The 25,513-nt window shown below is 56.4% G+C and carries 19 protein-coding genes, 2 tRNA genes and 1 pseudogene; 3 read left to right on the plus strand and 19 right to left on the minus strand.

The features are described 5' to 3' along the window. Window positions 1-59: 59 nt before the first annotated feature. Window positions 60-776, plus strand: coding sequence for an arginyltransferase (locus B7444_RS00560; protein ID WP_081603765.1), 717 nt, complete (start codon window positions 60-62; stop codon window positions 774-776). Window positions 777-780: 4 nt separating this feature from the next. Here B7444_RS00560 and parC read toward each other — a convergent pair whose 3' ends face one another. After that, the gene (parC, locus tag B7444_RS00565) at window positions 781-2,991 is read right to left on the minus strand and encodes a DNA topoisomerase IV subunit A (RefSeq protein WP_007282098.1); all 2,211 of its coding nucleotides are present in this window, start codon (window positions 2,989-2,991) and stop codon (window positions 781-783) included. On the opposite strand from parC, the gene B7444_RS00570 reads away from it, so the two are divergent. Then, window positions 2,968-3,444 (plus strand): hypothetical protein, encoded by a 477-nt coding sequence (locus tag B7444_RS00570; protein ID WP_007282099.1) that lies wholly within the window; start codon window positions 2,968-2,970, stop codon window positions 3,442-3,444. The genes parC and B7444_RS00570 overlap by 24 nt on opposite strands. On the opposite strand, the gene recO is transcribed toward B7444_RS00570, so the two are convergent. The 18 genes and pseudogenes from recO to B7444_RS00660 all read right to left on the minus strand — a co-directional run bounded on the left by recO (window position 3,404) and on the right by B7444_RS00660 (window position 24,803). Continuing rightward, window positions 3,404-4,201, minus strand: coding sequence for a DNA repair protein RecO (recO, locus tag B7444_RS00575; protein WP_007282100.1), 798 nt, complete (start codon window positions 4,199-4,201; stop codon window positions 3,404-3,406). The two genes, B7444_RS00570 and recO, sit on opposite strands and share 41 nt — an antisense overlap. Window positions 4,202-4,330: 129 nt before the next feature. Further along, window positions 4,331-5,239 carry a translation elongation factor Ts gene (gene tsf, locus B7444_RS00580; RefSeq protein WP_007282101.1) on the minus strand — a complete coding sequence of 303 codons (909 nt, stop codon included), beginning with the start codon at window positions 5,237-5,239 and terminating at the stop codon, window positions 4,331-4,333. Between the two features lie 102 nt (window positions 5,240-5,341). Continuing rightward, entirely contained in the window at window positions 5,342-6,127 is a 786-nt protein-coding gene (gene rpsB, locus B7444_RS00585) for a 30S ribosomal protein S2 (protein WP_007282102.1), read from the minus strand. 171 nt (window positions 6,128-6,298) lie between these two features. Beyond that, window positions 6,299-9,721: a DNA polymerase III subunit alpha gene (dnaE, locus tag B7444_RS00590; RefSeq protein WP_007282103.1), complete on the minus strand. Its 3,423-nt coding sequence runs from the start codon at window positions 9,719-9,721 to the stop codon at window positions 6,299-6,301. Window positions 9,722-9,782: 61 nt separating this feature from the next. Further along, window positions 9,783-10,472 (minus strand): ABC transporter ATP-binding protein, encoded by a 690-nt coding sequence (locus B7444_RS00595; protein ID WP_007282104.1) that lies wholly within the window; start codon window positions 10,470-10,472, stop codon window positions 9,783-9,785. Beyond that, window positions 10,465-11,712 (minus strand): lipoprotein-releasing ABC transporter permease subunit, encoded by a 1,248-nt coding sequence (locus tag B7444_RS00600; protein ID WP_007282105.1) that lies wholly within the window; start codon window positions 11,710-11,712, stop codon window positions 10,465-10,467. Before B7444_RS00600 ends, B7444_RS00595 begins: the two co-directional genes overlap by 8 nt. After that, the gene (gene proS, locus B7444_RS00605; protein WP_007282106.1) at window positions 11,712-13,028 is read right to left on the minus strand and encodes a proline--tRNA ligase; all 1,317 of its coding nucleotides are present in this window, start codon (window positions 13,026-13,028) and stop codon (window positions 11,712-11,714) included. Before proS ends, B7444_RS00600 begins: the two co-directional genes overlap by 1 nt. 15 nt (window positions 13,029-13,043) lie before the next feature. Then, window positions 13,044-14,702 carry a ribonuclease J gene (locus B7444_RS00610; RefSeq protein ID WP_007282107.1) on the minus strand — a complete coding sequence of 553 codons (1,659 nt, stop codon included), beginning with the start codon at window positions 14,700-14,702 and terminating at the stop codon, window positions 13,044-13,046. Between the two features lie 51 nt (window positions 14,703-14,753). Then, window positions 14,754-15,551, minus strand: coding sequence for a type III pantothenate kinase (locus B7444_RS00615; RefSeq protein ID WP_007282108.1), 798 nt, complete (start codon window positions 15,549-15,551; stop codon window positions 14,754-14,756). 16 nt (window positions 15,552-15,567) lie between these two features. Continuing rightward, window positions 15,568-16,290, minus strand: coding sequence for a biotin--[acetyl-CoA-carboxylase] ligase (locus tag B7444_RS00620; protein WP_007282109.1), 723 nt, complete (start codon window positions 16,288-16,290; stop codon window positions 15,568-15,570). Between the two features lie 20 nt (window positions 16,291-16,310). Next, window positions 16,311-16,385: transfer RNA gene (locus B7444_RS00625), tRNA-Val, on the minus strand. 74 nt (window positions 16,386-16,459) lie between these two features. After that, a complete protein-coding gene (locus B7444_RS00630; protein ID WP_007282110.1) occupies window positions 16,460-16,747 on the minus strand; it encodes an HU family DNA-binding protein in 288 nt (95 codons plus the stop codon). Between the two features lie 138 nt (window positions 16,748-16,885). Further along, window positions 16,886-19,438, minus strand: coding sequence for an endopeptidase La (gene lon / locus B7444_RS00635; RefSeq protein WP_007282111.1), 2,553 nt, complete (start codon window positions 19,436-19,438; stop codon window positions 16,886-16,888). Between the two features lie 158 nt (window positions 19,439-19,596). Next, a pseudogene (clpX, locus tag B7444_RS00640) lies at window positions 19,597-20,862 on the minus strand (ATP-dependent Clp protease ATP-binding subunit ClpX). Between the two features lie 198 nt (window positions 20,863-21,060). Further along, the gene (locus B7444_RS00645; RefSeq protein WP_007282115.1) at window positions 21,061-21,705 is read right to left on the minus strand and encodes an ATP-dependent Clp protease proteolytic subunit; all 645 of its coding nucleotides are present in this window, start codon (window positions 21,703-21,705) and stop codon (window positions 21,061-21,063) included. Between the two features lie 131 nt (window positions 21,706-21,836). Further along, entirely contained in the window at window positions 21,837-23,168 is a 1,332-nt protein-coding gene (tig, locus tag B7444_RS00650; protein WP_007282116.1) for a trigger factor, read from the minus strand. A 56-nt stretch (window positions 23,169-23,224) separates the two neighbouring features. After that, a tRNA-Leu gene (locus B7444_RS00655) sits at window positions 23,225-23,309 on the minus strand. 69 nt (window positions 23,310-23,378) lie between these two features. Next, complete coding sequence (locus B7444_RS00660) at window positions 23,379-24,803, minus strand: bifunctional ADP-dependent NAD(P)H-hydrate dehydratase/NAD(P)H-hydrate epimerase (protein WP_007282117.1); 1,425 nt, start codon at window positions 24,801-24,803, stop codon at window positions 23,379-23,381. Between the two features lie 203 nt (window positions 24,804-25,006). Here B7444_RS00660 and B7444_RS00665 point away from each other — a divergent pair, with 203 nt between their 5' ends. After that, on the plus strand, window positions 25,007-25,459 hold the full coding sequence (locus B7444_RS00665; protein WP_007282118.1) for a hypothetical protein: 453 nt from the start codon (window positions 25,007-25,009) through the stop codon (window positions 25,457-25,459). Window positions 25,460-25,513: the final 54 nt, after the last annotated feature.

The raw sequence follows: 25,513 nt of genomic DNA on the forward strand, positions 1-25,513 counted from the left end.
GCCTAATGTCTGGGCTACGCTAGAAAACCAACCCGGCATTTTCCGAGAGGAGCGACCCTGTGCAGCATCGTCCTCAGCTCTTCTATACGACGGAGCCAGCTCCCTGCCCGTACCTGCCTAATCGCATGGAACGCAAGGTGCTGACAGATCTTTCCGGTCCCAATGCCGCCTCTGTGCACGACCGTCTTTCACAGGCCGGGTTCAGGCGCAGCCATACGATCGCCTATGCGCCCGTCTGTATGGATTGCCGGGCCTGCAAGCCGATGCGTCTGCCTGTTGCCCGCTTCCAGCCATCGCGGACACAGCAACGAATCTGGAAGCGCCATCAGGACATCAAGGTCACCATTACAGCGCCGATCCCGACGCAGGAGCAGTTTGTTCTGTTCCAGGCCTATCAGGAAAGTCGCCACACGAACGGAGACATGGCCCACATGTCCTGGCAGGAATATGCTGATCTGATTTCAAGTACGCCGGTCGAGACCGTTGTCATGGAATTTCGCTCCACTACAGATCAACTGGTCTGCGTGTCTCTGGTGGACGTGATGTCTGACGGGCTCTCCGCCGTGTACACATTCTACGATACCAGCACGCCTGCTGACTCTTGGGGAACGTTCTCGATCCTGTGGCTGCGGCAGCTGGCCGAACAGCGCGGATACCTTCACCTGTATCTTGGCTATTATGTGCCCGGCAGCCAGAAAATGGCTTACAAAGCCAAATTCCAGCCTGCCGAAATCTTTCAGGGTGGCCACTGGGGCCCCCTCACCATTCCCGGTTGACACCCTAGCTTGATTTTCGCAGCATCCACTGTGGTGCCGCGCGCCCCACGGCTCCACGACGTCCTTCCAGAGGTGCAAGATCCGCAGCCGCTCGAACGCGCTGTCCTTCCTGCCACAGAAGACCATTCTCAAGCGTGAAGACCCGAAGGTCACGCAGGGTACTGTCTCCCATCTTCTGAAGAGATACACCTGATCCACGGGTCATTTCAGGCACCTGCTCCATCGGGAAGATCAGGGCGCGCTTGTTATGCCCGAGCGCCAGAACATGCGTTCCAACAGCAGGAATACAAGCGAAAATGCTCTCGCCGTCCTTGACGTTGAAGACCTGCTTGCCCGTCCGCTTCTCTGCCACAATCCCGGCTTCCGTCACGATCATGCCACGGCCACTTTCGGACGCGATCAGGCGCTTACCATCTTCCGTGACCGGGAACATCGCAACGACGCGCTCTTCCTGAGCAATGTCCACAAGGGTCCGGACAGGCTGACCAAATCCGCGGCCTCGTGGCAAGTCGGCAGCCTTGAGGGTAAAGGCCTTGCCCCCGCTGGCAATCAGGCAGACACGCTCCGTGCTCTGACATTCCGTCATGAGACCGGCCTCATCTCCTTCCTTGAAGCGATGCCCCTGTGGATCAAGACCATGACCCTTCATGGCCCTGATCCAGCCCTCGCGGGACAGCAGGATCGTCAATGGTTCTCGATCAACTTCCAACGCTGCGGAGATGTCGATAGCTTTGGGGGGCTGGGCAATCTGCGTCCGTCGATCACCCAACGCGCCACTTCCGAACTTTTTGATCGTCGCATCCAGATCCTTGCCAATCCGGGTCCAGCGACGCTTTTCGGAGCCCAATAGCGTCTCAAGAGACTTCCGCTCATCCGCAAGAGCGTTGCGCTCCTTGCGGATTTCCATTTCTTCCAGTCTGCGGAGAGACCGCAGACGCATGTTCAGAACAGCTTCGGCCTGAATGTCCGTCAAGCTGAATGTCTTCATCAGGCAGGACTTCGGTTCATCTTCTTCCCGGATGATCCGAATGACTTCATCCAGATTAAGATAGACCGCCAGAAAACCATCCAGGATTTCCAGACGGCGCAGAACAGCTGCCAGACGATGGTTTGATCGACGAACCAGCACTTCATGAACATGCGCCAGCCAGGCCTGAATGACCTGTTTGATCGACAGGACATTCGGTACTCGGTCTCCATCCAGAACATTCATGTTCAGGCTAAACCGGCTCTCCAGTGCCGTGTTGCGGAACATCGTCTCCATCAGGACTTCAGGGTCACACCCCTTGGTCTTGGGTTCCAGCACGAGACGAATGTCCATCGTGCTTTCATCGCGAACATCGCCCAGCAAGGGCAGCTTACGCTGCTCCATCAATTCGGCGATCTGCTCGATCAGACGGGACTTCTGAACCTGATAGGGAATTTCGGTGACAATGATGCACCATGTTCCGAAGCGACCCTGCTCCACTTCCCAGCGTGCGCGGGTCCGGAAACTGCCACGCCCGGTTTCATAGGAGCGGATAATCGAATCGCGATCCTCGACCAGAATCCCTCCCGTAGGAAAATCCGGGCCAGGAATGAACTCGACCAGTTCGGCAACTGTGGCGTCAGGCTTCTCAATCAGAAGCTTGGCTGCCCGGCAGATCTCACCAGCATTGTGCGGGGGAATACTCGTCGCCATGCCCACGGCAATACCCGCGGCACCATTGGCCAAAAGATTTGGGAACGTGCCCGGAAGAACAATAGGCTCATGGTCTTCATTATCGTAAGTCGGGCGGAAATCCACAGCATCATCGTTGATGCCATCCAGCAACGTCTGCGCAATTTCGGTCAGGCGACTTTCCGTATATCGCATCGCGGCTGCGCCATCGCCGTCGATGGAGCCGAAATTGCCCTGCCCTTCGACGAGCGGATACCGGACGGCAAAATCCTGTGCCAGACGCACGAGCGCTTCGTAAACGGACGCATCACCATGAGGGTGAAACTTACCGATCACGTCACCGACGACACGTGCACACTTTTTAAACCCTGATGTGGGATCAAGGCGTAGCTGCTGCATTGCATAGAGGAGGCGGCGATGCACCGGCTTGAGACCATCACGCACATCCGGAAGGGACCGCGACATGATCGTCGACATCGCATACGCAATATATCGCTCGCTCAAAGCCTCCGCGAGCTTGGTATCCTCAATATGACCCGCCAGATCAACGCCCATGCACTTCCCCTTTTCTCAGCAGGACTTAGACACTGGCGCCCGCTCCTGTCCAGCGCTGTACTTGTTCTTCTTTCGGCCTGTTCGCCTTACCGGCCGATCCTCCATGAGGAAGATACACTGGCCCGAAACGGCTTCGTCGCCCATCCGGCTGATACCACAGCCCGCTGGCAGATGATGAACCTGCTGCCTCCGAACAGTATGACCTATCGCATGCAGGGCAATATCGCCGTGATGCTCTATGCCGACCCAACCGCATGTGGATGCGTTTATATGGGCAACGTAGCAGCATACCACGCCTATCAGCTCAGCCATCACCTTAAAGCTGACGAAGAACAGCGCATGACGGCAGAAATTAACCAGCATCCGGGATGGGACTGGTCAGTCTGGAACTGGACTGCTGACCCGGATGTCGTCAGCGGGGTTCGTCCGGGCCCAGTTCAGGTTCGCCACTGAGGTCTCCGCCCGCCTTATCCCCTTCAGCCAGTCTGCGAACGCGCTCGAAAAGTCGCTCGCGTGCCGCAGGCAGTGGCTGATGACGAACGCCAAAAACCCACCTTGAAAGGAAATGGCCGGTCAGAATCATCCCCGCCAGCCAGTCTTTCGGGCCGCCCTCCTCCGTCTCATTCGCCAGGAACGCGGGAAGAGGCAGCAGACGATCCCGCCATACACCTGCCGCCTCTTCACTAACGGCGCGGCCTGATTTAGGGGATACGAAATGCAGGTTATCGCAAGTTCCGGTAACGGCGCAGGTGGAAAGATCCAGCCCGTACCCCAGTTCTCCCAGCAATTCCCGCTCCCACCGCAGATACGCAGCTATGGGAGGCGGCTCTGGGGCGACACCAATTAATGTCAGAAGTCTGATCAGCCTCATGAAGAGTTCGGGATGCGCCTCGCCTTGTGGGAGGGCTCCATCAGCAAGAGCACACGCACTGCTGACCATCGCTAGTTGAAGGGGCAGATCAAGCAGTCTCGCGCCTACACTCTGTACAGGCTCAGCCGTTACCGCACCAAGCTGATCGGACAGTCTGGCCCGCCAGCGTGCCATGACGAGATTGCCAGTCTGCCAGAGAGGGGCCTGTTTCCTGGAGCCGCCGCCCCGGACCATACCGTGCGAAATGCCATGCTCCTCGCTCAGCAGGTGCACGATAGCGCTTCCCTCGCCGTAAGGCCGGACGGAAAGGACTAGCGCCGCTGCTTCCCACTCCATCATGGTGCGACTACCCCTGAAAAAATGTCCGGAAAACAGAAAAACTCCCGCACGAGTACCGCACGGGAGTTTCCAGTCTCTTTCGGTTCCGGCCGAACAGGCAAGCCTGTCGGTCGGAAAAGAAGAAAGATCTTACTTCGTGCCAGCAGCAGCAGCTACTTCAGCAGCAAAATCGTTCTCTTCCTTCTCGATGCCTTCGCCAAGCTGGAAGCGCTCGAAGCCAACGAGCTTCGCACCAGCCTTGTCCACAATCTTGGAAACGCGGTTTTCACCGTCGAGAACCCAGACCTGCTCCAGAAGAACAACTTCTTCATAGAACTTGCGGATACGACCTTCGACCATCTTCTCGATAATAGCTTCTGGCTTGCCGGAATCACGAGCCTGTTCGATCAGAACAGCGCGCTCACGCTCCAGGGCTTCCGGATCAACGCTTGCAACGTCCAGAGCAGCTGGACGGGTTGCAGCAACGTGCATGCCGATCTGGCGGCCGAGCGTCAGGAGAGCTTCGGATTCAGACTGAGCTTCAAGAGCTGCGAGAACGCCGATCTTGCCAATGCCCGGACGCAGTGCGCTGTGAACGTAGCTGGCAACAACACCGGACTCAACGGACAGAACGCGAGCGCGACGGATCGACATGTTCTCGCCGATCGTAGCGATCAGGTGCGTCAGTTCGTCAGCAACCGTACGGCCGGACGGAACCTTGGCAGCCTTGATGGCTTCCAGGTCTTCGCCAACTTCCAGAGCAACATGAGCAACCTGCTCAACGAATGCCTGGAATGCTTCGTTACGGCCAACAAAGTCCGTCTCAGCGTTAACTTCGACCATGGCGGCGCGGTTTTCGCCGGAAACGACACCAACAAGACCTTCAGCCGTGGTACGGCCAGACTTCTTGGCAGCCTGGGACAGACCCTTGGTGCGCAGCCAGTCAATGGCTGCTTCCATGTCAGCAGCAGCTTCCGTCAGAGCCTTCTTGCAATCCATCATGCCTGCGCCGGTCTTCTCGCGCAGTTCGCGAACCAGGGCTGCGGTGATTTCTGCCATGTTCTCTTATCCCTCGAAAAGATCATGCGGCCGAGCGTAAACGCCCGGCCGCATGCATGTTTTTCAGTTGCCGTATCTTCAGAGATGACACGGCATGCTGTCTCAGTTAGCGGCTGGAGCCTGCTCTTCAGCAGCTTCCAGAACAGCCGTCTCAGCCGGCAGTTCTTCTTCAGCGCCGATATCATGACCCGAAGCAGCCAGTTCAGCGGAAATGCCGTCCAGAACTGCACCGGAGATCAGGTCGCAATACAGCGTGATCGCACGGATCGCATCGTCGTTGCCCGGGATCGGGAACGTGATGCCAGCCGGGTTGGAGTTGCTGTCCAGAATGCCGATGACCGGAATGCCCAGCTTGTTGGCTTCTTCAACAGCCAGCTTTTCCTTGTTCGTATCGATCACGAAGATCAGATCCGGCAGGCCGCCCATTTCCTTGATGCCGCCGAGAGAACGCTCGAGCTTCTCACGGTCACGCGTGATGTCGAGAACTTCTTTCTTCGTCAGACCAGCCGTGTCACCACTCAGCATCTCGTCAATCTGGCGCAGACGCTTGATGGAACCCGTGATGGTCTTCCAGTTCGTCAGCATGCCGCCGAGCCAGCGGTGGTTCACATAGTACTGGCCGCAACGCTGTGCAGCTTCAGCAACATGCTCAGCAGCAGCGCGCTTCGTACCAACGAACAGGACACGACCACCGTTGGCAACGGTTTCACGGACCAGCTTCAGAGCGCGGTCAAGCAGCGGAACCGTCTGCTGCAGATCGATAATGTGGACCTGGTTACGAACACCGAACAGGTACGGCGCCATTGCCGGGTTCCAGCGGCGGGTGTGGTGACCGAAGTGAACGCCGGCTTCAAGCAGCTGGCGCATGGTGAATTCTGGCATTGCCATGATTCAAATTCCTAGCATCTGGTTGGACCTCCGCATGGCGACGCTCCTTGCGGAACACCAGAAAACCTCAGGGCCATGCGTGCGGATTGACCGCCTTCTCCCATGCGGGATGCCAGCGGACGAGCGCGATATGGCCGATCTTCAGCCAGATTGCAAGGGATTTCCGCCAGATCAGCGCTGTTCAGCCTTCTCGACACCACGAACGGTCCGCAGACGTTCCGCAAGACGGGGTGTCACGCGATATGTGCCAGGAAGCGCAATTTCCACATCTCTCGTTTCTTCAAGAGAAGGCAGAAACACGACCTTTCCATGGCCTCCCCGCATGTCTGCAAGCATTTCAGAAAGCGTTGGAAGTGCATCCATCTGCTTCAGCCATACACGCATTTCGGATCGCTCAGCAGCGGCGGCCGTTTCAAGATCCATAACGCTCTGCGCCGTGATCCGCAGGGCATCTCCATCAAGTTTGAGTTCCGCCTGAACAAGAATGGCCTGTCCAGCAACCAGAAGCTCACGACATGATGTCAGGGTTTCCGCGAAAAGCGTGACCTCACAGCCACCACCACTATCCGAAAGATTGACCCATGCCATCTTCTTGCCGGTTCGCGTCGGACGCTCTTTCTTATCAACAACGCATCCTGCGATCTTTACGCGCATAGTCCCTGTTTTTGCAGCATTTTCTAGCGCGTTAGACGGCGTAACACCCAGCTTTCTGAGAACCGTGCGATAGGCATCCAGCGGATGGGCACTCATGTGGAAGCCGATAGCGGATGCCTCAAGCGACAGGCGTTCAAAATCGGGCCAAGGACGCCCTTCATTCAGTCTTAGAATTTCGCGATCCTGACCGCTTCCGCCGAACAGTCCAGTCTGGCCCATCTGCTGTTCCTGGGCGCGCGACTGCGCACGACGTAACAGGATGTCAGCACTGGAAAAAACAATATGACGTTCCTTAAGAAGGCTGTCGAAAGCTCCTGATTTTGCAAGACTTTCTATCTGTATCTTATTCAGACTCTTTGGATCACACCGTTCTGCGAAATCCGTAAGATCCTGGAAAGGTTTGGTCCCCCGGGCAGCAACGACGGACTCCATCGCGGCTGCACCGACGCGCTTGATCGCAGACAGTGCGTATCGGATCCCCTGTCGACCGTCTTCAAGTGTCTCGATGGAGAAGTCGGCCATCGACTTGTTGATATCGACAGGAAGGACAGGAATTTTCATCCGCCTGGCTTCCTGGCAGAGAGCAGCCAGCTTGTCAGTCTTTTCCCGGGCCAATGACATACAGCCGGCAAGGAAGGCAACGGGATAGTTCGCCTTCATCCAGGCTGTCTGATACGAGACCAGCGCATAGGCCGCAGCATGAGACTTGTTGAAGCCGTAATCAGCAAAACGAGCCATAAGATCAAAGACTTCGACGGCTTTGTCTTTAGGTATTCCTCTGGCCGTCGCGCCTTCAGTAAAGATCTCGCGCTGCTTCTCCATTTCAGACGCGATCTTCTTGCCCATGGCACGTCTCAGAAGATCAGCACCACCCAGACTGTAACCCGCCATCTTCTGGGCAATCTGCATGACCTGTTCCTGATAGACCATGATGCCATAGGTCTCTTCAAGGATGTCACGGATTTCCTCGTGCGGTGGCTCCCACGGCTCACCATGCTTGCGACGGCAGTAATCCGGAATGTTGGCCATTGGTCCCGGACGATACAGGGATACCCCCGCGATCAGATCTTCCAGACGGCTGGCAGCCATCTGTTTGAGCATATCCCGCATGCCAGCACCTTCGAACTGGAACACGCCGGCCGTATCGCCCTTGGCAAGCATGTCGAAGGTTTTGGCGTCATCTAAAGGAATACGTGAGAGATCTACGATAATTCCTTGTTCTTCAAGGAAATCCAGACCTCTCTTTAGAATCGTCAGTGTCGTCAGGCCAAGGAAGTCGAACTTCACAAGACCGGCCTGCTCCACAAATTTCATGTTGTACTGAGTAACAAGCATGTCGCTCTTGGGGTCACGATAGAGCGGCACAAGTTCGACCAGCTCACGGTCTCCAATCACCACACCTGCGGCATGAGTGGACGCGTGGCGATAAAGACCCTCAAGCTGAAGAGCGATTTCCAGAAGACGCTTCAGAGCCTCGTCGCTGTCCCGCATTTCCTGAAGGCGAGGCTCGCCTTCGATCGCCTGTGCAAGAGTAACGGGCTTGGCAGGATTGTTCGGGATAAGCTCGGCAACGCGATTAACCATACCATAGGGCAAACCCAGCACACGTCCGACGTCCCTGACAGCAGCTTTGGCCTGCAGCTTTCCGAAAGTGATGATCTGCGCTACGCGACTTCCGCCATATTCCTCGCGGACATATCGGATGACTTCATCGCGACGATCCTGACAGAAGTCGATATCGAAATCAGGCATCGACACACGTTCCGGGTTCAGAAAGCGCTCGAACAGGAGCCCAAACGGAAGCGGATCAATGTCGGTAATGGTCAGGGCGTAAGCCGCCAGCGAGCCAGCGCCTGACCCGCGTCCCGGCCCCACGGGAATATCATGTGCCTTGGCCCACTGAATGAAGTCGGCAACGATCAGAAAGTAACCGGGGAAACCCATCTTCGCGATGATGTCGAGCTCCGTCTGGAGGCGCTCGGAGTAGATTTTGCGCTTGTCTTCATCCGCATCAATCGCCTCAAGCCGCTTTTCCAGCCCTTCCCAGGCCATGGCTCGAAGTGTCTCTTCCTCAGTCGATCCCTCACGGACCTTGGGGCAAATTGGCAGCAGAGGCTTACGAGTGCAGGCTGCAACGGCGCATTTCTGCGCAATGATGAGGGTATTGTCGCAGGCCTCCGGCAGATCTTTGAAAAGCTCACGCATTTCAGCGGGCGTTTTGAACCAACTCTGTGGCGAGACATGCCAGCGATCAGCCTCTGCCATTGTCCGTCCCTGCGCGATACAGATCAGCGCATCATGCGCTTCATGCATCTGTGCCGTCGGGAAGAAGCATTCATTGGTCGCAACAAGTGGAATGTCGAGCTTATCCGCCAGAGGAATCAGGACGCTCTCGATTTCCCGCTCCCCGTTCTCGCCCAAACGGTTCAGTTCAACTGCGACATTGCCGGGGAATGCCTCAGCCAGTCGACGAAGCAGTTCCTCCGCCTCGTCTTTCTGCTCATCATAAATTAACCGGTTGATGGGCCCACGATTACCGCCCGTCAGCAGAAACAGGCCGTCCGCATGTTGGCACAGCACGTCTACGGCAACAGTTGGATCAGCAGGATCGCCGTTTAGAAACCCGTGCGAGGACAGGATCTGAAGATTGGCGAGTCCTGTCTCATTCCGGGCAAGGACCACCAGCGGCTCGGAGGGCGCACCCGGTTTTGTACTGCGCGGCGGAAGAGAAAGCTGGCAGCCAACAATAGGCTGAACACCTGCATTGCGGCAGTACAGAGAAAATTCGAGCGCTCCAAAAAGGTTGCCACTATCCGTCAGGGCGACGGCAGGCATAGCATTTTTGGCCGCCAAACCGACGAGATCGGAAATGCGGATGGCCCCTTGGCTCAGGGAATACGCGGAATGATTACGAAGATGAACGAAATCGGCATGAGACATGCGATCATTCTATCAGGACCAGCGAGCAGATGCAGCGCCCTTCTCGCCACTCCGTGCCAGTTCAGAACGCGACGAGCTTTCCACCCCGCAACGTGACCGTACGATCCATCCGTGCAGCCAATTCCTTGTTATGCGTTGCAATCAGCGCCGCAACGCCCTCTTCCCGTACCACGCGCAGCAATTCATCAAACACATGGTCTGATGTAGCGACATCGAGATTTCCAGTGGGTTCATCGGCCAGAAGAAGTTTTGGACGGTTTGCCAGCGCGCGCGCAATTGCCGTGCGCTGCTGCTCCCCACCGGAAAGACGCCCAGGCAACGAGTTGAGACGGTGAGACAACCCAAAACGACCCAGCAGATCCTCAGCACGTGCTTTCGCGGCTTTTGCAGAAACGCCCGCTACCAACTGAGGCAGCATCACATTCTCACAGGCCGTGAACTCGCCCAGCAAATGATGAAACTGGTACACGAAACCGATCTGGTCCCGGCGCACCGCAGTTCGTACGGTATCGCTCAGCCCACTGACCGGCTTTTCATCAATATAAACTGCACCTTCAGTAGGTGCCTCAAGCAGGCCAGCCAGATGAAGCAGCGTGGACTTACCCGTTCCGCTGGGAGCAACGAGGGCTACGATCTCGCCGGAAAACAACGAAAAATCTGCTCCAGAAAGAATTTCCAGCGTTTCTTCACCAGACTGGAAACGACGGGTCAGATTTTCCAGCCTTAAGGCCGTCATCCGGGCTTCACTCATGACGAAGTGCCTCGATTGGATCAGTTCGGGCGGCTCTCCAGGACGGATAAAGTGTCGCCAGAAGCGACAGCACCAGTGACATGGCGATCACTTCCCCAACCTGCGACCAGACCAGTTTCGCCGGAAGCCTCTCAAGAAAATAGACTTCCGGGTTAAAAAGATTGGTGCCCGTCAGAGATTGGAGCCACTGGCGGATACGTTCGATATTCAACGCGAAAGCAATACCCAACGCAGACCCGGCGGCAGTCCCAACAATCCCGACAAAAGCACCGTTCATCAGGAAGATTCGCATGATCGCTCCACGGCTCGCACCGAGCGTTCGCAGAACGGCGATATCGCGCGTCTTGTCCTTCACCATCATGATGAGAGAGGAAATCACATTGAAGGCAGCAACCAGAATGATAAGCGTCAGGATGAGGAACATAACGTTCTGCTCGACCGTGACAGCGTCCAGAAAACCATTCGCGCTCTGCGTCCAGTCCAGAACCCGAAGACGCGGATCATCAAGGCGCTGTGCAATGGCCTGACGCGTAGACTGGACGTTCGACGGGTCGTTGGTCGAGACCTGGATCAGGGAAACGGCATTCCCGAGCATCAAAAACTTCTGTGCGGCAGGAAGCGGCACCAGAACGATATTCGAATTATAGTCGTTCCAGTTGGCATCGAAGATCGCGGCCACATGATACGTCTTCACGCGCGGCATCGTACCAAATGGAGTAGCCTGCCCATCCGGAGACAGCAGCGTGATCGGAGAACCGACCGTCAGGCCAGCGCGATCCGCCATGGTCGTCCCGATGGCAACAGCATCGTCACCGGTGAAGCGATCAATCGAGCCAGTGATGATACCGCTACTCAGAGCGCGCCAATCACGAAGATCCTGCTGAGCGACGCCCTGAACTTCCGCGCCAGTTGAATAACGACCAGCTTCGACCAGTACAGTCCCCTGCGCCATGGGAATGACAGACTTCACCCCAGGGACAGAGCGGATAGCCTCCACGTCGTTCTGATAGGCTTCAATAGGGCGGCCATAACCAAACACGGTGAGATCACCGTGCAGGCCAAGGATCCGCCCCATCAGATCAGCCTTGAACCCATTCATCACCGACATAACGATGATGAGCGTGGCCACCCCGAGCGCAATTCCGACCAATGAGAAAACTGCAATGATCGAGGCGAAGCGTTCGCCACGGCGGGCACGCAGATAGCGCCCCGCCACCATACGCTCGAAGCGGCCGAACATCAGGCAGCTCCGATCTTGGCCAGCGCTTCAGCCACCGGCAGTTCGAACCGCTCACCGTCTGCACGGCGCTTCAGTTCAACCTTGCCTTCCTTGGCACCGCGCGGACCAACGATGATCTGCCAGGGATGGCCCATCAGGTCGGCATCATTGAACTTCACGCCTGCACGCTCGGAGCGGTCATCGTACATGAAATTCTCTGGATCAGCCCTGTAGATCTCTTCGCAGATTGCATCGCAGGCTTCGTCACCTGGACGCAGGTTCAGGATCGCAGCTTTGTACGGCGCGACTGAATCCGGCCAGATGATACCAGCGTCGTCATGGGAGGCCTCAATGATCGCGCCAACCAGACGGGACACACCAACGCCATAAGAGCCCATATGAGGCGAGAATTTCGCCCCATCGGCACCACTGACTTCGATACCCATGGATTCCGTGTACTTGGTGCCGAAGTAGAAGATATGGCCCACTTCGATGCCACGCCCTTCCCGTTTCCGGTCATCCGGCACTTCCGCCCAGGCAGCCTCGTCGTGCTTCTCATCCGTTGCGGCGTAGTGATCCGTCACGGACGAGAAGAATGCGGCGAGATCTTCCTCGTTGTCGCAGTCTACCGGACGACCCAGCCAATCCTGCTCTTCAAGAGCGGCGTCAAAGAACACGCCGCTTTCACCTGTCGGTGCCAGAACCAGAAACTCATGGCTGAGATCACCACCAATCGGGCCGGTATCAGCAACCATCGGAACAGCACGGACGCCAAGACGCTGGAAGATCCGCAGATAAGACAGCATCATGCGGCGATAACTGTTAACCGCGCCCTGATAGTCCGCATCGAAGGAATAGGCATCCTTCATGAGGAACTCACGGCCACGCATCACACCGAAGCGCGGACGAACCTCATCACGGAACTTCCACTGAATGTGGTACAGCGCCTTGGGAAGCTGTTTGTAGGAATTCACGGACGATCCGAAGATATCCGTGATCATTTCCTCATTGGTCGGTCCATAAAGCAGCTCACGACCATGCCGGTCCTGAATCCGCAGCATCTCCGGACCGTAAGCGTCATAACGCCCCGAACGGCGCCACAGATCGGCAGACTGAAGCGTCGGCATCAGGACTTCCTGAGCGCCAATGGTATCCTGCTCTTCACGGATGATCTGCTCGATGTTCCGCAGAACGCGCAGACCAGCCGGCAGCCAGGCGTAAATACCGGACGATGTCTGACGAACCAGACCTGCACGCAGCATGAGGCGATGAGACGCAATCTGCGCCTCCGCCGGGACTTCCTTCAGCGTCGGCTGAAAGGCTTTACTCAGACGCATACTCTATTTCTTCTCTTAGACGCGCAGCAGATGAACATCGACAAGCGGACGCTTCTGAAGCTTGCGCCCCAGTGCCCGGCGCAGGGCCGTCTTGGCTGCGTCACGGAATGCCGTGTCGTCCTGTCGCAGCTCATCCGGGATTTCGTCAATGGAATCAGCGAATTCTTCCTGAATGCGAATGCTTTCCGGATCTTCCGCTTCAAGCAGACCAGGCGCGCTGATCTTCGGCTCGCCGATCACATAGCCTTCGTCATCCACAGCGAAGCTGGCAATGACCATGCCATTGAAGAGCATCTTGCGGCGTGCCGCCAGAACGCCACCCGTCATGGGCAGAAGACGACCACCATCCAGAGCCAAGCGACCAGTCGGTGCCGTATCAACAACCTTCACTTCGCCCGGAGACAGGTTCAGGATATCGCCATCTTCCAGCAGAATCGGTTCAGAACCCATTTCATGGGCCAGAGCCGCGTGAGCCGTCAGATGGCGCCATTCACCATGGGTTGGAATGCTATATTTCGGCCGGACGATGCCATACAGGACACGAATATCATCGCCCGTTGCATGGCCGGACGTATGAACTTTGGCGTCCTTGTCCGTCAGAACAGTCACGCCACGACGGGACAGGTTATCCTGCACGGCCATAACAGCCTGCTCGTTCCCCGGGATAACACGCGAACTGTAAATAACCGTGTCACCCTCACCGAGGGAAATGTTCGGATGGGTATCAGAGGCGATACGGGACAGAGCCGAACGAGGCTCACCCTGACTTCCTGTGATGATCATCAGAAGATTGTCATCATGGATGTCGCGCGCATCCTGCTCCGTCAGAAACGGTGGCAGATCGCTGAAGTAACCGCACTCACGAGCAGCCGTTTCAAGATTGCGCAGGGAACGACCGACGATCATGACCGCACGACCAGCCGCCATGGCAGCCTTCGCAATGCTCTCAACGCGCGCTACGTTACTGGCAAAGCACGTTACAGCCACACGCCCCTGAAGACTTGTAATCAGATCCGTCAGGCCTTTACGGACATCAGCTTCGGACTCTGAGCGACCTTCCTTCATGACGTTGGTACTGTCACCCACCATCGCCAGAACGCCCTCGTCCCCGAGGCGACCGAACTCTTCTAGATCCGTCTTCGGGCCGACCAGCGGGTTCTCGTCGAGCTTCCAGTCACCCGTATGAACGATGAGACCATGCGGCGTCCGAAGAGCGACAGCCTGCGCCTCGGCGACAGAGTGGGTTACCGAGACGAACTGAAGATCAAACGGCCCCACATGGAAGCGCGATCCCGGCATCACAACATGGATTTTCACCTGATGGACCAGGTGAGCCTCATGCAGCTTACGGCGCAGGACGGCCGCAGCGAACGGCGTGGCATAGACCGGGCAGCGCAGATATGGCCACAGATGGGCTACCGCGCCCAGGTGATCTTCATGAGCATGGGTAATGACAAGGCCGCAGAGGTCTTTTGCTCGATCCGCAATAAACGTCGGATCTGGCATAAGCACTTCGGCTTCAGGCGTATCGTTGCCCGAGAAACCAATGCCACAATCGATGGCGAGCCAGGTTTCCTTATTATTTTTTGTGAGGCGATAAAGATTGAAATTCATGCCGATCTCGCCCGTCCCGCCCAGAGGCAGGAAGGACAAACCGTCAGGTGTATCCGTCATAGTTGTTCCTTACGTGTGTTAACATCATCAGTGATATTCATTGCCGAAAGCCTACATGCCTTCGGGGGAATTGGTGTGCATCGTCATCGCATTACGATCAGCCAGAAGACGGAGGCCATCCAGGGTCAAATCCGGGGCCATCACGTCAAACAGGTTGGTGCCCTCTGAAAACAGAGGCGCAAGGCCACCCGTTGCAATAATCTTGGGGCGTTCGCCCATTTCTTCGGAAATTCTTCCTACGATCCCTTCAACCAGGCCAACATAGCCCCAGAAGAGTCCGGAACGCATGGCAACGCTTGTGCTTCGACCAATAGCGTTCAGAGGGCGCCCGATGCTCATACGTGGCAGGCGGGCAGCCGCTCTGTGCAAGGCGTCGATGGAAAGATTGACGCCCGGAGCAATCGCTCCACCACAGTACTGGCCGTGTTCATTCACGACATCAAACGTCGTTGCCGTGCCAAAATCAACAACAATGAGAGGACCACCGTAAAAGTGCTGGGCTGCAAGACCGTTCAAACGGCGGTCTGCTCCAAGTTCGGACGGATTATCAACCAGCGCCTCTATGCCCCAGTCCAGCCCCGCATTCGCCACAAGCGGCTCAACATCCAGCCACTGCCGACAGAAACGACGCAGGTCGTATAATGCCGCAGGTACAACAGTTCCAATAATGGCACGTGTGATGGAGCCGGCATTCAGCCCAATGCGGTCAAACAGACCCAGAAGCCAGACGGCGTATTCGTCAGCAGTGCGGGAGTCGCTCGTGGACATACGCCATTGACCGGCCCACGACGATCCATCGTGGACTGCAAACACAACGTTGGTGTTGCCAGCATCAATGACGAGAAGCACGTTTCGATCCGGTCCTTCAGTCCAGCAGGATATCGCCGGTTACAACCGGTATGGTCTCACCATTTGGGAGAGCGAGAAGCAGACGCCCCTGCTCATCCAACCCTGAAAATGAACCTGATATATATGTTTCACTACGCTGAACCGCAAGATGACGTCCGACAGGATGGGCACGTTCAAGCCATGCCTCTCGAATGGGGGCAAATCCTTCTGCCTCCCATAAACCGATCCAGCGATCCATTTGAAGGGTTAGATCGCGCCCAAAAACTGCGGAATCAGGGGCGGCAGCCACTTCGGACAGCGCAGACAGTTGGCGGCCTTCAATTTGTGGAGCCTGTCGAAGGTTTGCCCCAATTCCCACGACAACCCACTTGCGATCTGCGTTTCCGCCTGCTTCGATCAGAACACCTGCCATTTTGCGTTCAGAGAGCAGAAGATCGTTCGGCCATTTCAGCATGAAGTCAGCTTCACCAGTACTGAACTGCCGTGCAGTCTCGTATAGGCTTACGGCCGTCAGAAAAGGGATTACAGCCAGAAAATCTATTGATTTCTCAGGTCGGAAAAGAAGGGATATTGCTAGGTTTCCGCCGGGATCTACCCAACTTCTACCGCGAGTTCCGCGCCCGGATGTCTGGGAAAAAGCCTGAATGGCGAGCTTGCCTTGTGCTCCAGCCTCAGCTTTCTCTTTCAGGAGATCGGAAGTCGATCCCAACGTCTCATAAAACTCGAAACGCCAGGTCATATGTACAGTCAGTCTTCATGTGGTGGGCGATGACAGGATTGAACTGCCGACCCTCTCGGTGTAAACGAGACGCTCTACCGCTGAGCTAATCGCCCTCAGAAAACACGTGGCCTATATACACGGTTCTGAGCGCCCGTAAAGACACCCAGAACCATAAAAGCGAATTTTTTTATTCGCTTACGGCGTCCTTAAGACCCTTGCCCGGCTTGAAACGGACAGAGGTGGATGCCGGAATGTCGATCTCTTCGCCCGTGCGCGGGTTGCGGCCCTTGGCAGCCTTACGCGTAGCGGTCACGAAGCTACCGAAGCCAACGAGACGAACTTCCTGCTTCTTGGCAAGCGTTTTCTCGATCGTGCTGAACACCGCATCGACAACTTCGCTGGCCTTTGCCTTCGGAAGATCGGCGGCGTCTGCAACGGCGGCGATCAGTTCCTGCTTGTTGAGGGGCTTCTCCATGATGTGCCTTTCTGGTGTTAGAGCACCTGAGCCTCCCTCCGAAGAGTCTTGTGGCTCAGGTGCTTGTTCGATCTGCGGCCGCACTATGAAGCGCTTTTTGGCCGCGTCAACTGTAAGAATCGCAGAAGGACCCAACCGTTAGTGCGGAAGTGTCGCTGGAGAGGCTTTCTCGCCAGCAATTCCAGTCATTGGATCCATGCTTTCATCCCATTCAATCGCCTCTGGCATCCGCGTGAGCGCAATCTTCAGCACCTCATCGACATGAGCTACCGGGATGATTTTGAGCGCATGACGGACATTCTCAGGAACCTCTGCGAGGTCCTTCTCATTGTCCTTCGGAATCAGCACAGTCTTGATTCCGGCACGCAACGCAGCCAGCAACTTTTCCTTGAGACCACCAATCTCGAGCACTCGACCACGCAACGTAATTTCGCCCGTCATCGCGACATCCCGGCGAATGGGGATCTGCGTCATAATGCTGACGAGAGACGTTGCAAGCGCAATACCCGCAGATGGACCATCCTTCGGTGTCGCTCCCTCCGGAAGATGAACGTGGATGTCCCGCTTTTCAAAAAGCGGCGGCCGAATACCGAAATCCTGGGCGCGCGAGCGGACATAAGACAAGGCTGCCGCGATGCTTTCCTGCATCACATCACCCAGCTTACCCGTCTGTTTCACCTGCCCTTTACCGGGAACCATGACACTTTCAATCGTCAGAATTTCACCACCAACCTGCGTCCACGCAAGGCCCGTGACAACTCCGACCATATCCTCCGTCTCAGTTTCCCCGTGACGGAAACGACGGACGCCAGCGTATTTGCCAAGGTTCTCCGGCGTGATCTCAACATGCTTTACGCCGGTTGTGATGATTTCCTTCACGACCTTGCGGGCCAGCCGGGCAATCTCACGCTCGAGATTTCTGACACCCGCTTCACGGGTATAAGACCGGATCAGTTCGAGAAGAGTCTCATCAGAAACCGTCCATTCATCCGGCTTCAGATTGTGAGCCTCGGCCTGCTTCGACAGCAGGTGTCGGCGAGCAATCTGTACCTTTTCGTCTTCCGTGTAGCCGGAGAGATTGATGATCTCCATACGGTCCAGAAGCGGCTGAGGCATGTTGAGGCTATTGGCCGTCGTCACAAACATCACATCTGAAAGATCATAATCGACCTCCAGATAATGATCGGCAAATGTGGAGTTCTGCTCCGGATCCAGCACCTCAAGAAGTGCGGAAGACGGATCACCTCGCCAGTCAGCGCCCAGCTTGTCGATTTCATCCAGCAGGAAGAGCGGATTGGACGTTTTTGCCTTTTTCATGCCCTGAATAATTTTTCCTGGCATGGAACCAATATACGTCCGGCGATGCCCGCGAATTTCCGATTCGTCGCGTACACCACCTAAGGACATACGAACGTACTGACGCCCTGTTGCCTTTGCGATAGACCGCGCCAGCGACGTCTTGCCAACACCTGGTGGCCCCACAAGACACAGAATCGGACCCTTGATCTTCTGAGACCGAGTCTGCACGGCGAGATATTCAAGGATGCGCTCCTTGACCTTCTCGAGACCATAATGCTCAGCCTCGAGTACACCTTCAGCGTGCGTGAATTCCTTGGTGATCTTGGAACGCTTTTTCCACGGAATACCCAGAAGCCAGTCCAGATAATTCCGGACGACCGTGCTTTCCGCAGACATCGGGCTCATACCACGCAGCTTTTTCAGCTCAGCATGGGCCTTTTCCTTGGCTTCACGGCTCAGGCGGGTCTTGTTGATCTTCTCTTCAAGCTCGGCCAGTTCATCCTTACCGTCCTCGCCCTCACCAAGCTCCTTCTGGATCGCCTTGAGCTGCTCGTTGAGATAGTATTCGCGCTGCGTCTTCTCCATCTGCCGCTTCACGCGGTTACGGATGCGCTTCTCAACCTGCAGAACACCAATTTCAGTCTCGATATGAGCAAAAACCCGTTCAAGGCGTTGCTCGGCAGACGGCATTTCAAGAATTTCCTGCTTTTCGGAAATCTTGAGGTTCAGATGGCTCGCAATCGTATCAGCAAGCTTGGACAGATCATCGATCTGATTGATCGAGACCATGACTTCAGGAGGAATTTTCTTGTTGAGCTTGATGTACTGTTCGAACTGGGAAACCGTCGAGCGCCCCAAGGCCTCAAGATCGCTACCTGGCGTCGCAGAAAGCGGCGCATCTGCAATCTCTTCAACCTCGGCCTCGAAATGGCCGTCCACATCAAACAGTCGGGTGATGTGAACCCGCCGCGTACCTTCAACAAGAACCTTTACGGTCCCGTCCGGCAGCTTGAGAAGCTGAAGAATGGTTGAGACCGTTCCGTAGCGATAGATATCATCAACGGACGGATCGTCCTGCGAGACATCCTTCTGTGCGACGAGCAGGATCTGCTTGCTATCCCGCGTGACTGCCTCGAGAGCCTTTACGGATTTCTCACGGCCGACAAAAAGCGGAACAATCATATGCGGGAAAACAACGATGTTTCGCAGCGGAAGGACAGCCATGACGTCGTGACGTACAGCCGGAGCCGCTTCCGTCACAACTTCTGCAGGAGCAGCCTCTTTGATGGCCTTAGGCGCACGAGGCTTGCGGACGGTCTTTTTTTCAACAACCGTAGCATCGTCCACTTTCTTTGTGCGGCGACGCGTCTTGGGCTTGGTATCGTCAGTCATTCACTTGATCTCCGTAGGGACGATCTTACGGCCCCCGCCCGCCTGGCGGCGCGAGCACCGTAATGTCTCTTCATGCAGAAAAGGCACGAACTCAGACAGCGTCTGTCTTCAATGTTGTGACAAAAAGGCCGACTGACAAGACGGCCTTTTCGACATCTTCACGCAGACTGTTCAGTCGGCTCGCTTTTACCCTTCCCGTACACATAAACCGGGTTGGCCTTGCTCTCCGACACTTCACGATTGATGACAACCTCCTCAACACCTTCCAGACCTGGAAGATCGAACATCGTTCCAAGCAGGATGTTCTCCATGATGGAGCGAAGACCACGAGCACCGGTCTTACGCTCAATCGCACGCTTGGCGATGCCGGAGAGTGCGTCTTCCGTGAAGGACAGCTTGACCCCTTCCATCTCGAAAAGACGACCATACTACTTGGTCAGAGCGTTCTTCGGCTTACTCAGAAGCTGGATCAGAGCAGATTCATCAAGATCGTTCAGTGCGGCAATAACCGGCAAACGTCCGATGAATTCCGGAATAAGACCAAATTTGAGCAGATCTTCCGGCTCAACCGTCTGAAGAATGGCACCAAGACGGCGTTCATCTTCAGAACGCACATCCGCCCCAAATCCGATGCCGGAACCTTTTCCGCGTGCCGAGATGATCTTGTCCAGGCCCGCAAAGGCACCACCACAGATGAACAGCATGTTCGTGGTGTCGACCTGCAGGAACTCCTGCTGTGGATGCTTGCGGCCACCCTGCGGAGGGACAGACGCAACCGTTCCTTCCATCAGCTTCAGGAGAGCCTGCTGCACACCTTCACCAGAAACATCCCGGGTGATGGACGGATTGTCAGACTTGCGGGAAATCTTGTCGATTTCGTCGATATAGACAATGCCACGCTGCGCACGCTCGACATTGTAGTCCGCAGATTGCAACAGTTTCAGAATAATGTTTTCGACGTCTTCGCCCACGTAACCAGCTTCGGTCAGCGTCGTGGCATCCGCCATCGTGAATGGCACATCGAGAATACGAGCCAGCGTCTGTGCCAGAAGGGTCTTACCCGAACCGGTTGGTCCAATCAGAAGAATGTTGGACTTCGCAATTTCGATGTCACTGTTCTTCTGGACATGTGCCAGACGCTTGTAGTGGTTGTGAACAGCTACCGAAAGCGCGCGCTTGGCCTCGAACTGTCCGATCACATAATCGTCCAGAACCTTGCAGATCTCTTTTGGCGTGGGAACGCCATCGCGAGACTTCACGAGATGCGTTTTGTGCTCTTCACGGATGATATCCATGCAAAGCTCAACACATTCGTCACAGATGAAAACTGTCGGACCAGCGATCAGCTTGCGAACTTCGTGCTGGGATTTCCCACAGAACGAGCAATACAGGGTGTTCTTGGAATCGCCGGATTTGTTGCTCATCGCTGTTCCTCTTTCCCCTCGCACACGCACCAACCGCTTTTCGGCAGCAGACATGCGGAAGCACTTAAACTCTAGGCCGAGGTCTCAGCCTTCGGCAACCCCGGAACCCAAGGCTCCAAGGCATGAAAAGCGGCATATCGGGATGCCGCTTTTGCATTCCAAGGGGAGTGACACCGCTCCCCTTTCCTCTGAAAGAACTTAGTCCTGGCTTTCAGCCACATTGGGATGACGCCGCACAACGGCATCGATCAGACCAAATTCCTTTGCTTCCTCAGCGGACAGGTAACTGTCACGCTCGAGCTTGCGCTCGATTTCTTCCAAGGTCTGACCTGTATGCTCACGATAAATTTCGTTCAGGCGCTGACGGATCAGCAGGATTTCACGTGCCTGAATTTCGATATCGGACGCCTGACCCTGCGCACCGCCAGAAGGCTGATGCACCATCACGCGCGCATTCGGCAGGCAGTAACGATGCCCCTTCTCGCCACCGGCCAGAAGAAGCGACCCCATAGACGCCGCCTGACCAATGCAGACCGTGCTGACCGGGCAGCGGATGTACTGCATCGTGTCATAAATCGCGAGACCGGCAGAAACGACACCGCCCGGGCTGTTGATATAAAAGGAGATTTCCTTGGTCGGGTTCACGCTCTCAAGATAAAGGAGCTGTGCACTGATCAGGGAAGCAACCTGATCGTAAACCGGACCGGTCAGGAAGATGATACGCTCCTGAAGGAGACGTGAAAAAATGTCGAAAGCTCGCTCTCCGCGGGCAGTCTGTTCGACTACCATCGGCACCAGAGAGTTGTTGAACACCTCGACGGGATCGCGGTCCCCAATGGTCATACTGTCTGTTCCTCAATGCCCGATGGGCTGTCTGTACTCTCTAACATGGACCCGGGAGAGCGTTCCGTCAAAGGGAGCAGACAGCAAAACGGGCACTCCAAGGAGTGCCCGCCTTTCCTGCGTCAGTACTCTCAGAGCTCTGCAGGCGGGATTTCTGCGAGTTCTTCCGGCGTCACTTCTTTTTCAGTGACGTCGGCCAGCTCGATCAGATAGTCGACAACCTTGTTTTCCAGGATCGGGCCACGAAGACCTTCAACAGCCTGCGGGTTCTTGGAGAAGAACTCGAAAACCATCTTTTCCTGACCCGGATAACGCTGAGCTTCCTGCTGCATCGCACCCAGCAGTTCCTCGCGGGACACCTGGATTTCCTGCTTGCGGCCGATTTCAGCCAGCAGAAGACCCAGCTTCACGCGACGCTCTGCAATGCGACGATAATCTGCACGCAGGGTCTCTTCGTCCTTGCCTGCGTCTTCCTCGTCCATGCGGCCAGCTTCGCGATCCTGTTCGACGCGAGCCCAGATCTGACCGAACTCGGCATCAACCATGCTCTGCGGTGCCTCAAAGTCAGTCTTCTCGGACAGGGCGTCCAGAAGCTCGCGCTTGATGCGCAGACGGGAAAGCTGCTTGTACTCGCCTTCAGCCTGCTCCGTGATCAGGGAGCGGATCTGCTCAATGCTATCGAGACCAATGTCCTTGGCCAGATCGTCGTTGATTTCCGGATCGACAGGCTTCTTCAGGGACTTCGCCTTGATGTCGAACGTCACGGCCTTACCAGCCAGTTCTTCAGCCTGATAGTCTTCCGGGAACGTCACGTTAATCACGCGCTCTTCCCCGGCCTTCATGCCTTCCATCTGCTCGGCAAAGCCCGGGATAAAGCCTTCGCCGCCGATTTCGACGTTCACGTCCTCAGCCGTGCCACCGTCGAACGGCGTGCCATCGAGCTTGCCCACGAAGTCAACACAGACCACGTCGCCCTTTACGGCAGCGCGATCTTCTTCAATGGCTTCAAACTTGCGGCTGCGACGAGCGAGGTCAGCCAGAGCCTTGTTCACAACTTCTTCGTCAACCTTGGAGGTCAGACGCGTCAGCTTCAGGCCGGACAGATCCGGAACTGCGATTTCTGGCAGAACTTCCATCTCGATCTTGAACTCAAGGTCGCCCTCGGAGTCCGGAGCGGAAACCAGATCGACCTTCGGCTGCATGGCCGGACGAACATCCTGTTCCTGCACCAGCTTGCCAACGGTGTCGTTGATGACTTCTTCCATCAGCTCTGCATTCACGGCAGCACCGTGACGCTGCTTGACGAGAGATGCCGGAACCTTGCCCGGACGGAAGCCCGGAAGCTTGATCGTGCGCGCAACTTCAGCGAGTCGGGCTGCACGACGAGCCTGCAGGTCGGCAGACGGAACAACGACAGTGAAGGCGCGCTTAAGTCCTTCGTTGAGCGTGGGCGTAACCTGCATGAGCCAGGCGATCCTCTCGGTCGGGTAAGTTAAAATCTCTTCTCAGGAAACCGGGTTGGTACGGGCGGAGGGACTTGAACCCCCACGACTTGCGCCACCAGAACCTAAATCTGGCGTGTCTACCAATTCCACCACGCCCGCTCAGCCCCGTCTCCGGGGTTCGTGTTACCGAACCTTGGAAGCGCGGCCTTTAGCGCATGACACGCTACTTCACAACAGGGAGGCCACCGGGTTTTTGCTTAAACCCGCCTCGAGAAGCTCCGTTGCACGGCTCCGGGCAGCTCCCATTGGGAGATCCAGATCCTCAGCCACAGGCCAACCGCCATGTTGTTTCGCGGCCTGTATTCCTGCTTCTCCATGCAGCCACACGCCCGCACAGCAGGCCTCCCAGACGTCCATCCCGGCCGCCATAAGAGTTGCGATGACACCAGTCAGTGTATCGCCCGACCCAGCGGTCGCCAGCGCGGATGTTGCATGGGCATTGATGGCAATGCGCCCGTCAGGGGCAGCAATAATGGTATCAGGCCCCTTCATGACCATAACGGCATTGAGCTTTCGCGCGGCTGCGAGGGCTGCATCCGGCCGACTGCCCTCGACCGGGCCGAAAAGTTTTTTGAATTCGCCAATATGCGGCGTGATGGCTGCAACCCCCTTCAAACGGGAAAGGTCTTCAGCGCCCCACGCAAGCGCACCCGCATCTGCCAGAACGGTTCGATTGGCATCCAGAAGTGCGGGCAACGCGTCGGCTACTTCGTCAGGCGTCAACCCCGGCCCACAGATCCAGACTTTTCGCCTCTGATCTTCCAGAAGAGATGACAACGGTCCGTCATCGATAATTAATCCGGGATCACCGAGTCGGTATGCTTCCGCCGCCTTACCTGCTGCAATCCTTACAAGCCCCGCTCCGGTCCGACGCGCAGCCTTTGCAGCCAACCGCGTCGCCCCAGGCATGACAGTGCCACCACACACACTCACAACGCCACGACGGTACTTGTAATCTCCGTCCCCGGAAACAGGGAGTGTCCAGAGTCCAGGCCAGTTCAGGCTGATTTTCGGCGCAAGGCCCTGCCATGCCTCTGCGGGCATGCCTATGTCTGCACAAACCAGTTCCCCGCACAGACCTTTACCCGGCTCAAGCAGATGTCCCGGACGGGGGCGAACAAACGTCACAGTCAGAGCACAGGACTGTGCCTTCCCCATCACCGCTCCCGTCAGTCCGGAAATACCGCTTGGCATATCAACGGCAATCCGCAGCGGAACAGCCTGCAACACAGCCGCTACGTCCTCCTGAACGGGTCGCTTGAGACCGGAACCAAAAACGGCATCCACAACCATATCCGCCCCTTCAACAGAACGTACATCGAACGGTAGGACCGGACCTTCCCAGTGACTGGCAGCTTCATGGGCGGGACTTCCCTCTCGGGGAGCGGCCATTGCCACCACACGCACTGACCATCCCCACTGCGCAAGCAGGCGAGCAGCGACATAACCATCCCCGCCATTATTTCCCGGACCGCACACCACTGCGACCCGGCAAGGGGCAAACCGCTTACGAATGGCGCGCGCCACAGCCCAGCCCGCGTTTTCCATCAGTTGCGAAACGGGAACCACAGCCGAGGCAGCACGATCCATCATATCGCTCTCTTGAGGGGTCAGCAGGGCGAGTGGGTATAAGGACACGACTCTGTTTCTCCTGAGGTCGTCACACTATTTACAGAAAGCAGAGACCACTTCCGCGTTCCCTATGGCGTTCAGACGATGGCCTCGGGTAACCTGGCGACGATATGTCAGGGATACTCCCTGCCCCGTCTTCACGCACTTGACCATGATGAGGATCAATGACCGGTTCAATTGTCTGGAGCCTTGTGCTCGCAATCCACCTTCTCTGCATGACCTACTGGATCGGTGGCTCCATCTATTCCGCCCTGGTCGTCCGCTCCACGGTTGGCCTGCTCGATCCCGGGCCACGCGCATCCGTTCTGCTGCAAAACTATACCCGGTTCTTCAAGGGACTCTGGCAGGTTGTACCGTTTTCGCTGATCAGCGGCTGGGCGCTGGTGATCCACGAAGGCGGCTTTGGCGCCGTGAACTGGACGATCAATGCTATGCAGTTGATCGGTATCGCAATGGCGATCGTTTTCATTACGACAGCCCGCGGCCCTTTCCTGCGTGCAAGACGGGCGCTCCGCCCTCAGCCAGCCATTTTTGACAGCTTGCGGAACCGGACTGCTTTGATGGGAGGCCTTGGCCTTCTGAACATTCTGATTGCAGCCATGGCGCATGGCATGTGATTGTGGTAGCGATATGGCGCTTCATGGGCTGTATCGCTTGCTTTTCCAGCGTTT

Origin of the sequence: Gluconobacter thailandicus F149-1 = NBRC 100600, assembly GCF_000964465.1 — a bacterium.
Taxonomy (GTDB): Bacteria; Pseudomonadota; Alphaproteobacteria; order Acetobacterales; family Acetobacteraceae; genus Gluconobacter; species Gluconobacter thailandicus.

What these genes read in the sequence shown, in the direction of transcription:
- B7444_RS00595 (WP_007282104.1), bottom strand. Translation starts at nt 10,472, where the DNA reads ATGAGTGAAGCCCGGATGACGGCCTTAAGGCTGGAAAATCTGACCCGT.
- recO (WP_007282100.1), bottom strand. Translation starts at nt 4,201, where the DNA reads ATGATGGAGTGGGAAGCAGCGGCGCTAGTCCTTTCCGTCCGGCCTTAC.
- B7444_RS00645 (WP_007282115.1), bottom strand. Translation starts at nt 21,705, where the DNA reads ATGACCATTGGGGACCGCGATCCCGTCGAGGTGTTCAACAACTCTCTG.
- B7444_RS00665 (WP_007282118.1), top strand. Translation starts at nt 25,007, where the DNA reads ATGACCGGTTCAATTGTCTGGAGCCTTGTGCTCGCAATCCACCTTCTC.
- lon (WP_007282111.1), bottom strand. Translation starts at nt 19,438, where the DNA reads ATGACTGACGATACCAAGCCCAAGACGCGTCGCCGCACAAAGAAAGTG.
- B7444_RS00660 (WP_007282117.1), bottom strand. Translation starts at nt 24,803, where the DNA reads ATGATGGATCGTGCTGCCTCGGCTGTGGTTCCCGTTTCGCAACTGATG.
- B7444_RS00610 (WP_007282107.1), bottom strand. Translation starts at nt 14,702, where the DNA reads ATGACGGATACACCTGACGGTTTGTCCTTCCTGCCTCTGGGCGGGACG.
- tsf (WP_007282101.1), bottom strand. Translation starts at nt 5,239, where the DNA reads ATGGCAGAAATCACCGCAGCCCTGGTTCGCGAACTGCGCGAGAAGACC.
- B7444_RS00630 (WP_007282110.1), bottom strand. Translation starts at nt 16,747, where the DNA reads ATGGAGAAGCCCCTCAACAAGCAGGAACTGATCGCCGCCGTTGCAGAC.
- B7444_RS00620 (WP_007282109.1), bottom strand. Translation starts at nt 16,290, where the DNA reads ATGACCTGGCGTTTCGAGTTTTATGAGACGTTGGGATCGACTTCCGAT.
- proS (WP_007282106.1), bottom strand. Translation starts at nt 13,028, where the DNA reads ATGCGTCTGAGTAAAGCCTTTCAGCCGACGCTGAAGGAAGTCCCGGCG.
- rpsB (WP_007282102.1), bottom strand. Translation starts at nt 6,127, where the DNA reads ATGGCAATGCCAGAATTCACCATGCGCCAGCTGCTTGAAGCCGGCGTT.
- B7444_RS00570 (WP_007282099.1), top strand. Translation starts at nt 2,968, where the DNA reads ATGACCCGCCAGATCAACGCCCATGCACTTCCCCTTTTCTCAGCAGGA.
- dnaE (WP_007282103.1), bottom strand. Translation starts at nt 9,721, where the DNA reads ATGTCTCATGCCGATTTCGTTCATCTTCGTAATCATTCCGCGTATTCC.
- parC (WP_007282098.1), bottom strand. Translation starts at nt 2,991, where the DNA reads ATGGGCGTTGATCTGGCGGGTCATATTGAGGATACCAAGCTCGCGGAG.
- B7444_RS00600 (WP_007282105.1), bottom strand. Translation starts at nt 11,712, where the DNA reads ATGTTCGGCCGCTTCGAGCGTATGGTGGCGGGGCGCTATCTGCGTGCC.
- tig (WP_007282116.1), bottom strand. Translation starts at nt 23,168, where the DNA reads ATGCAGGTTACGCCCACGCTCAACGAAGGACTTAAGCGCGCCTTCACT.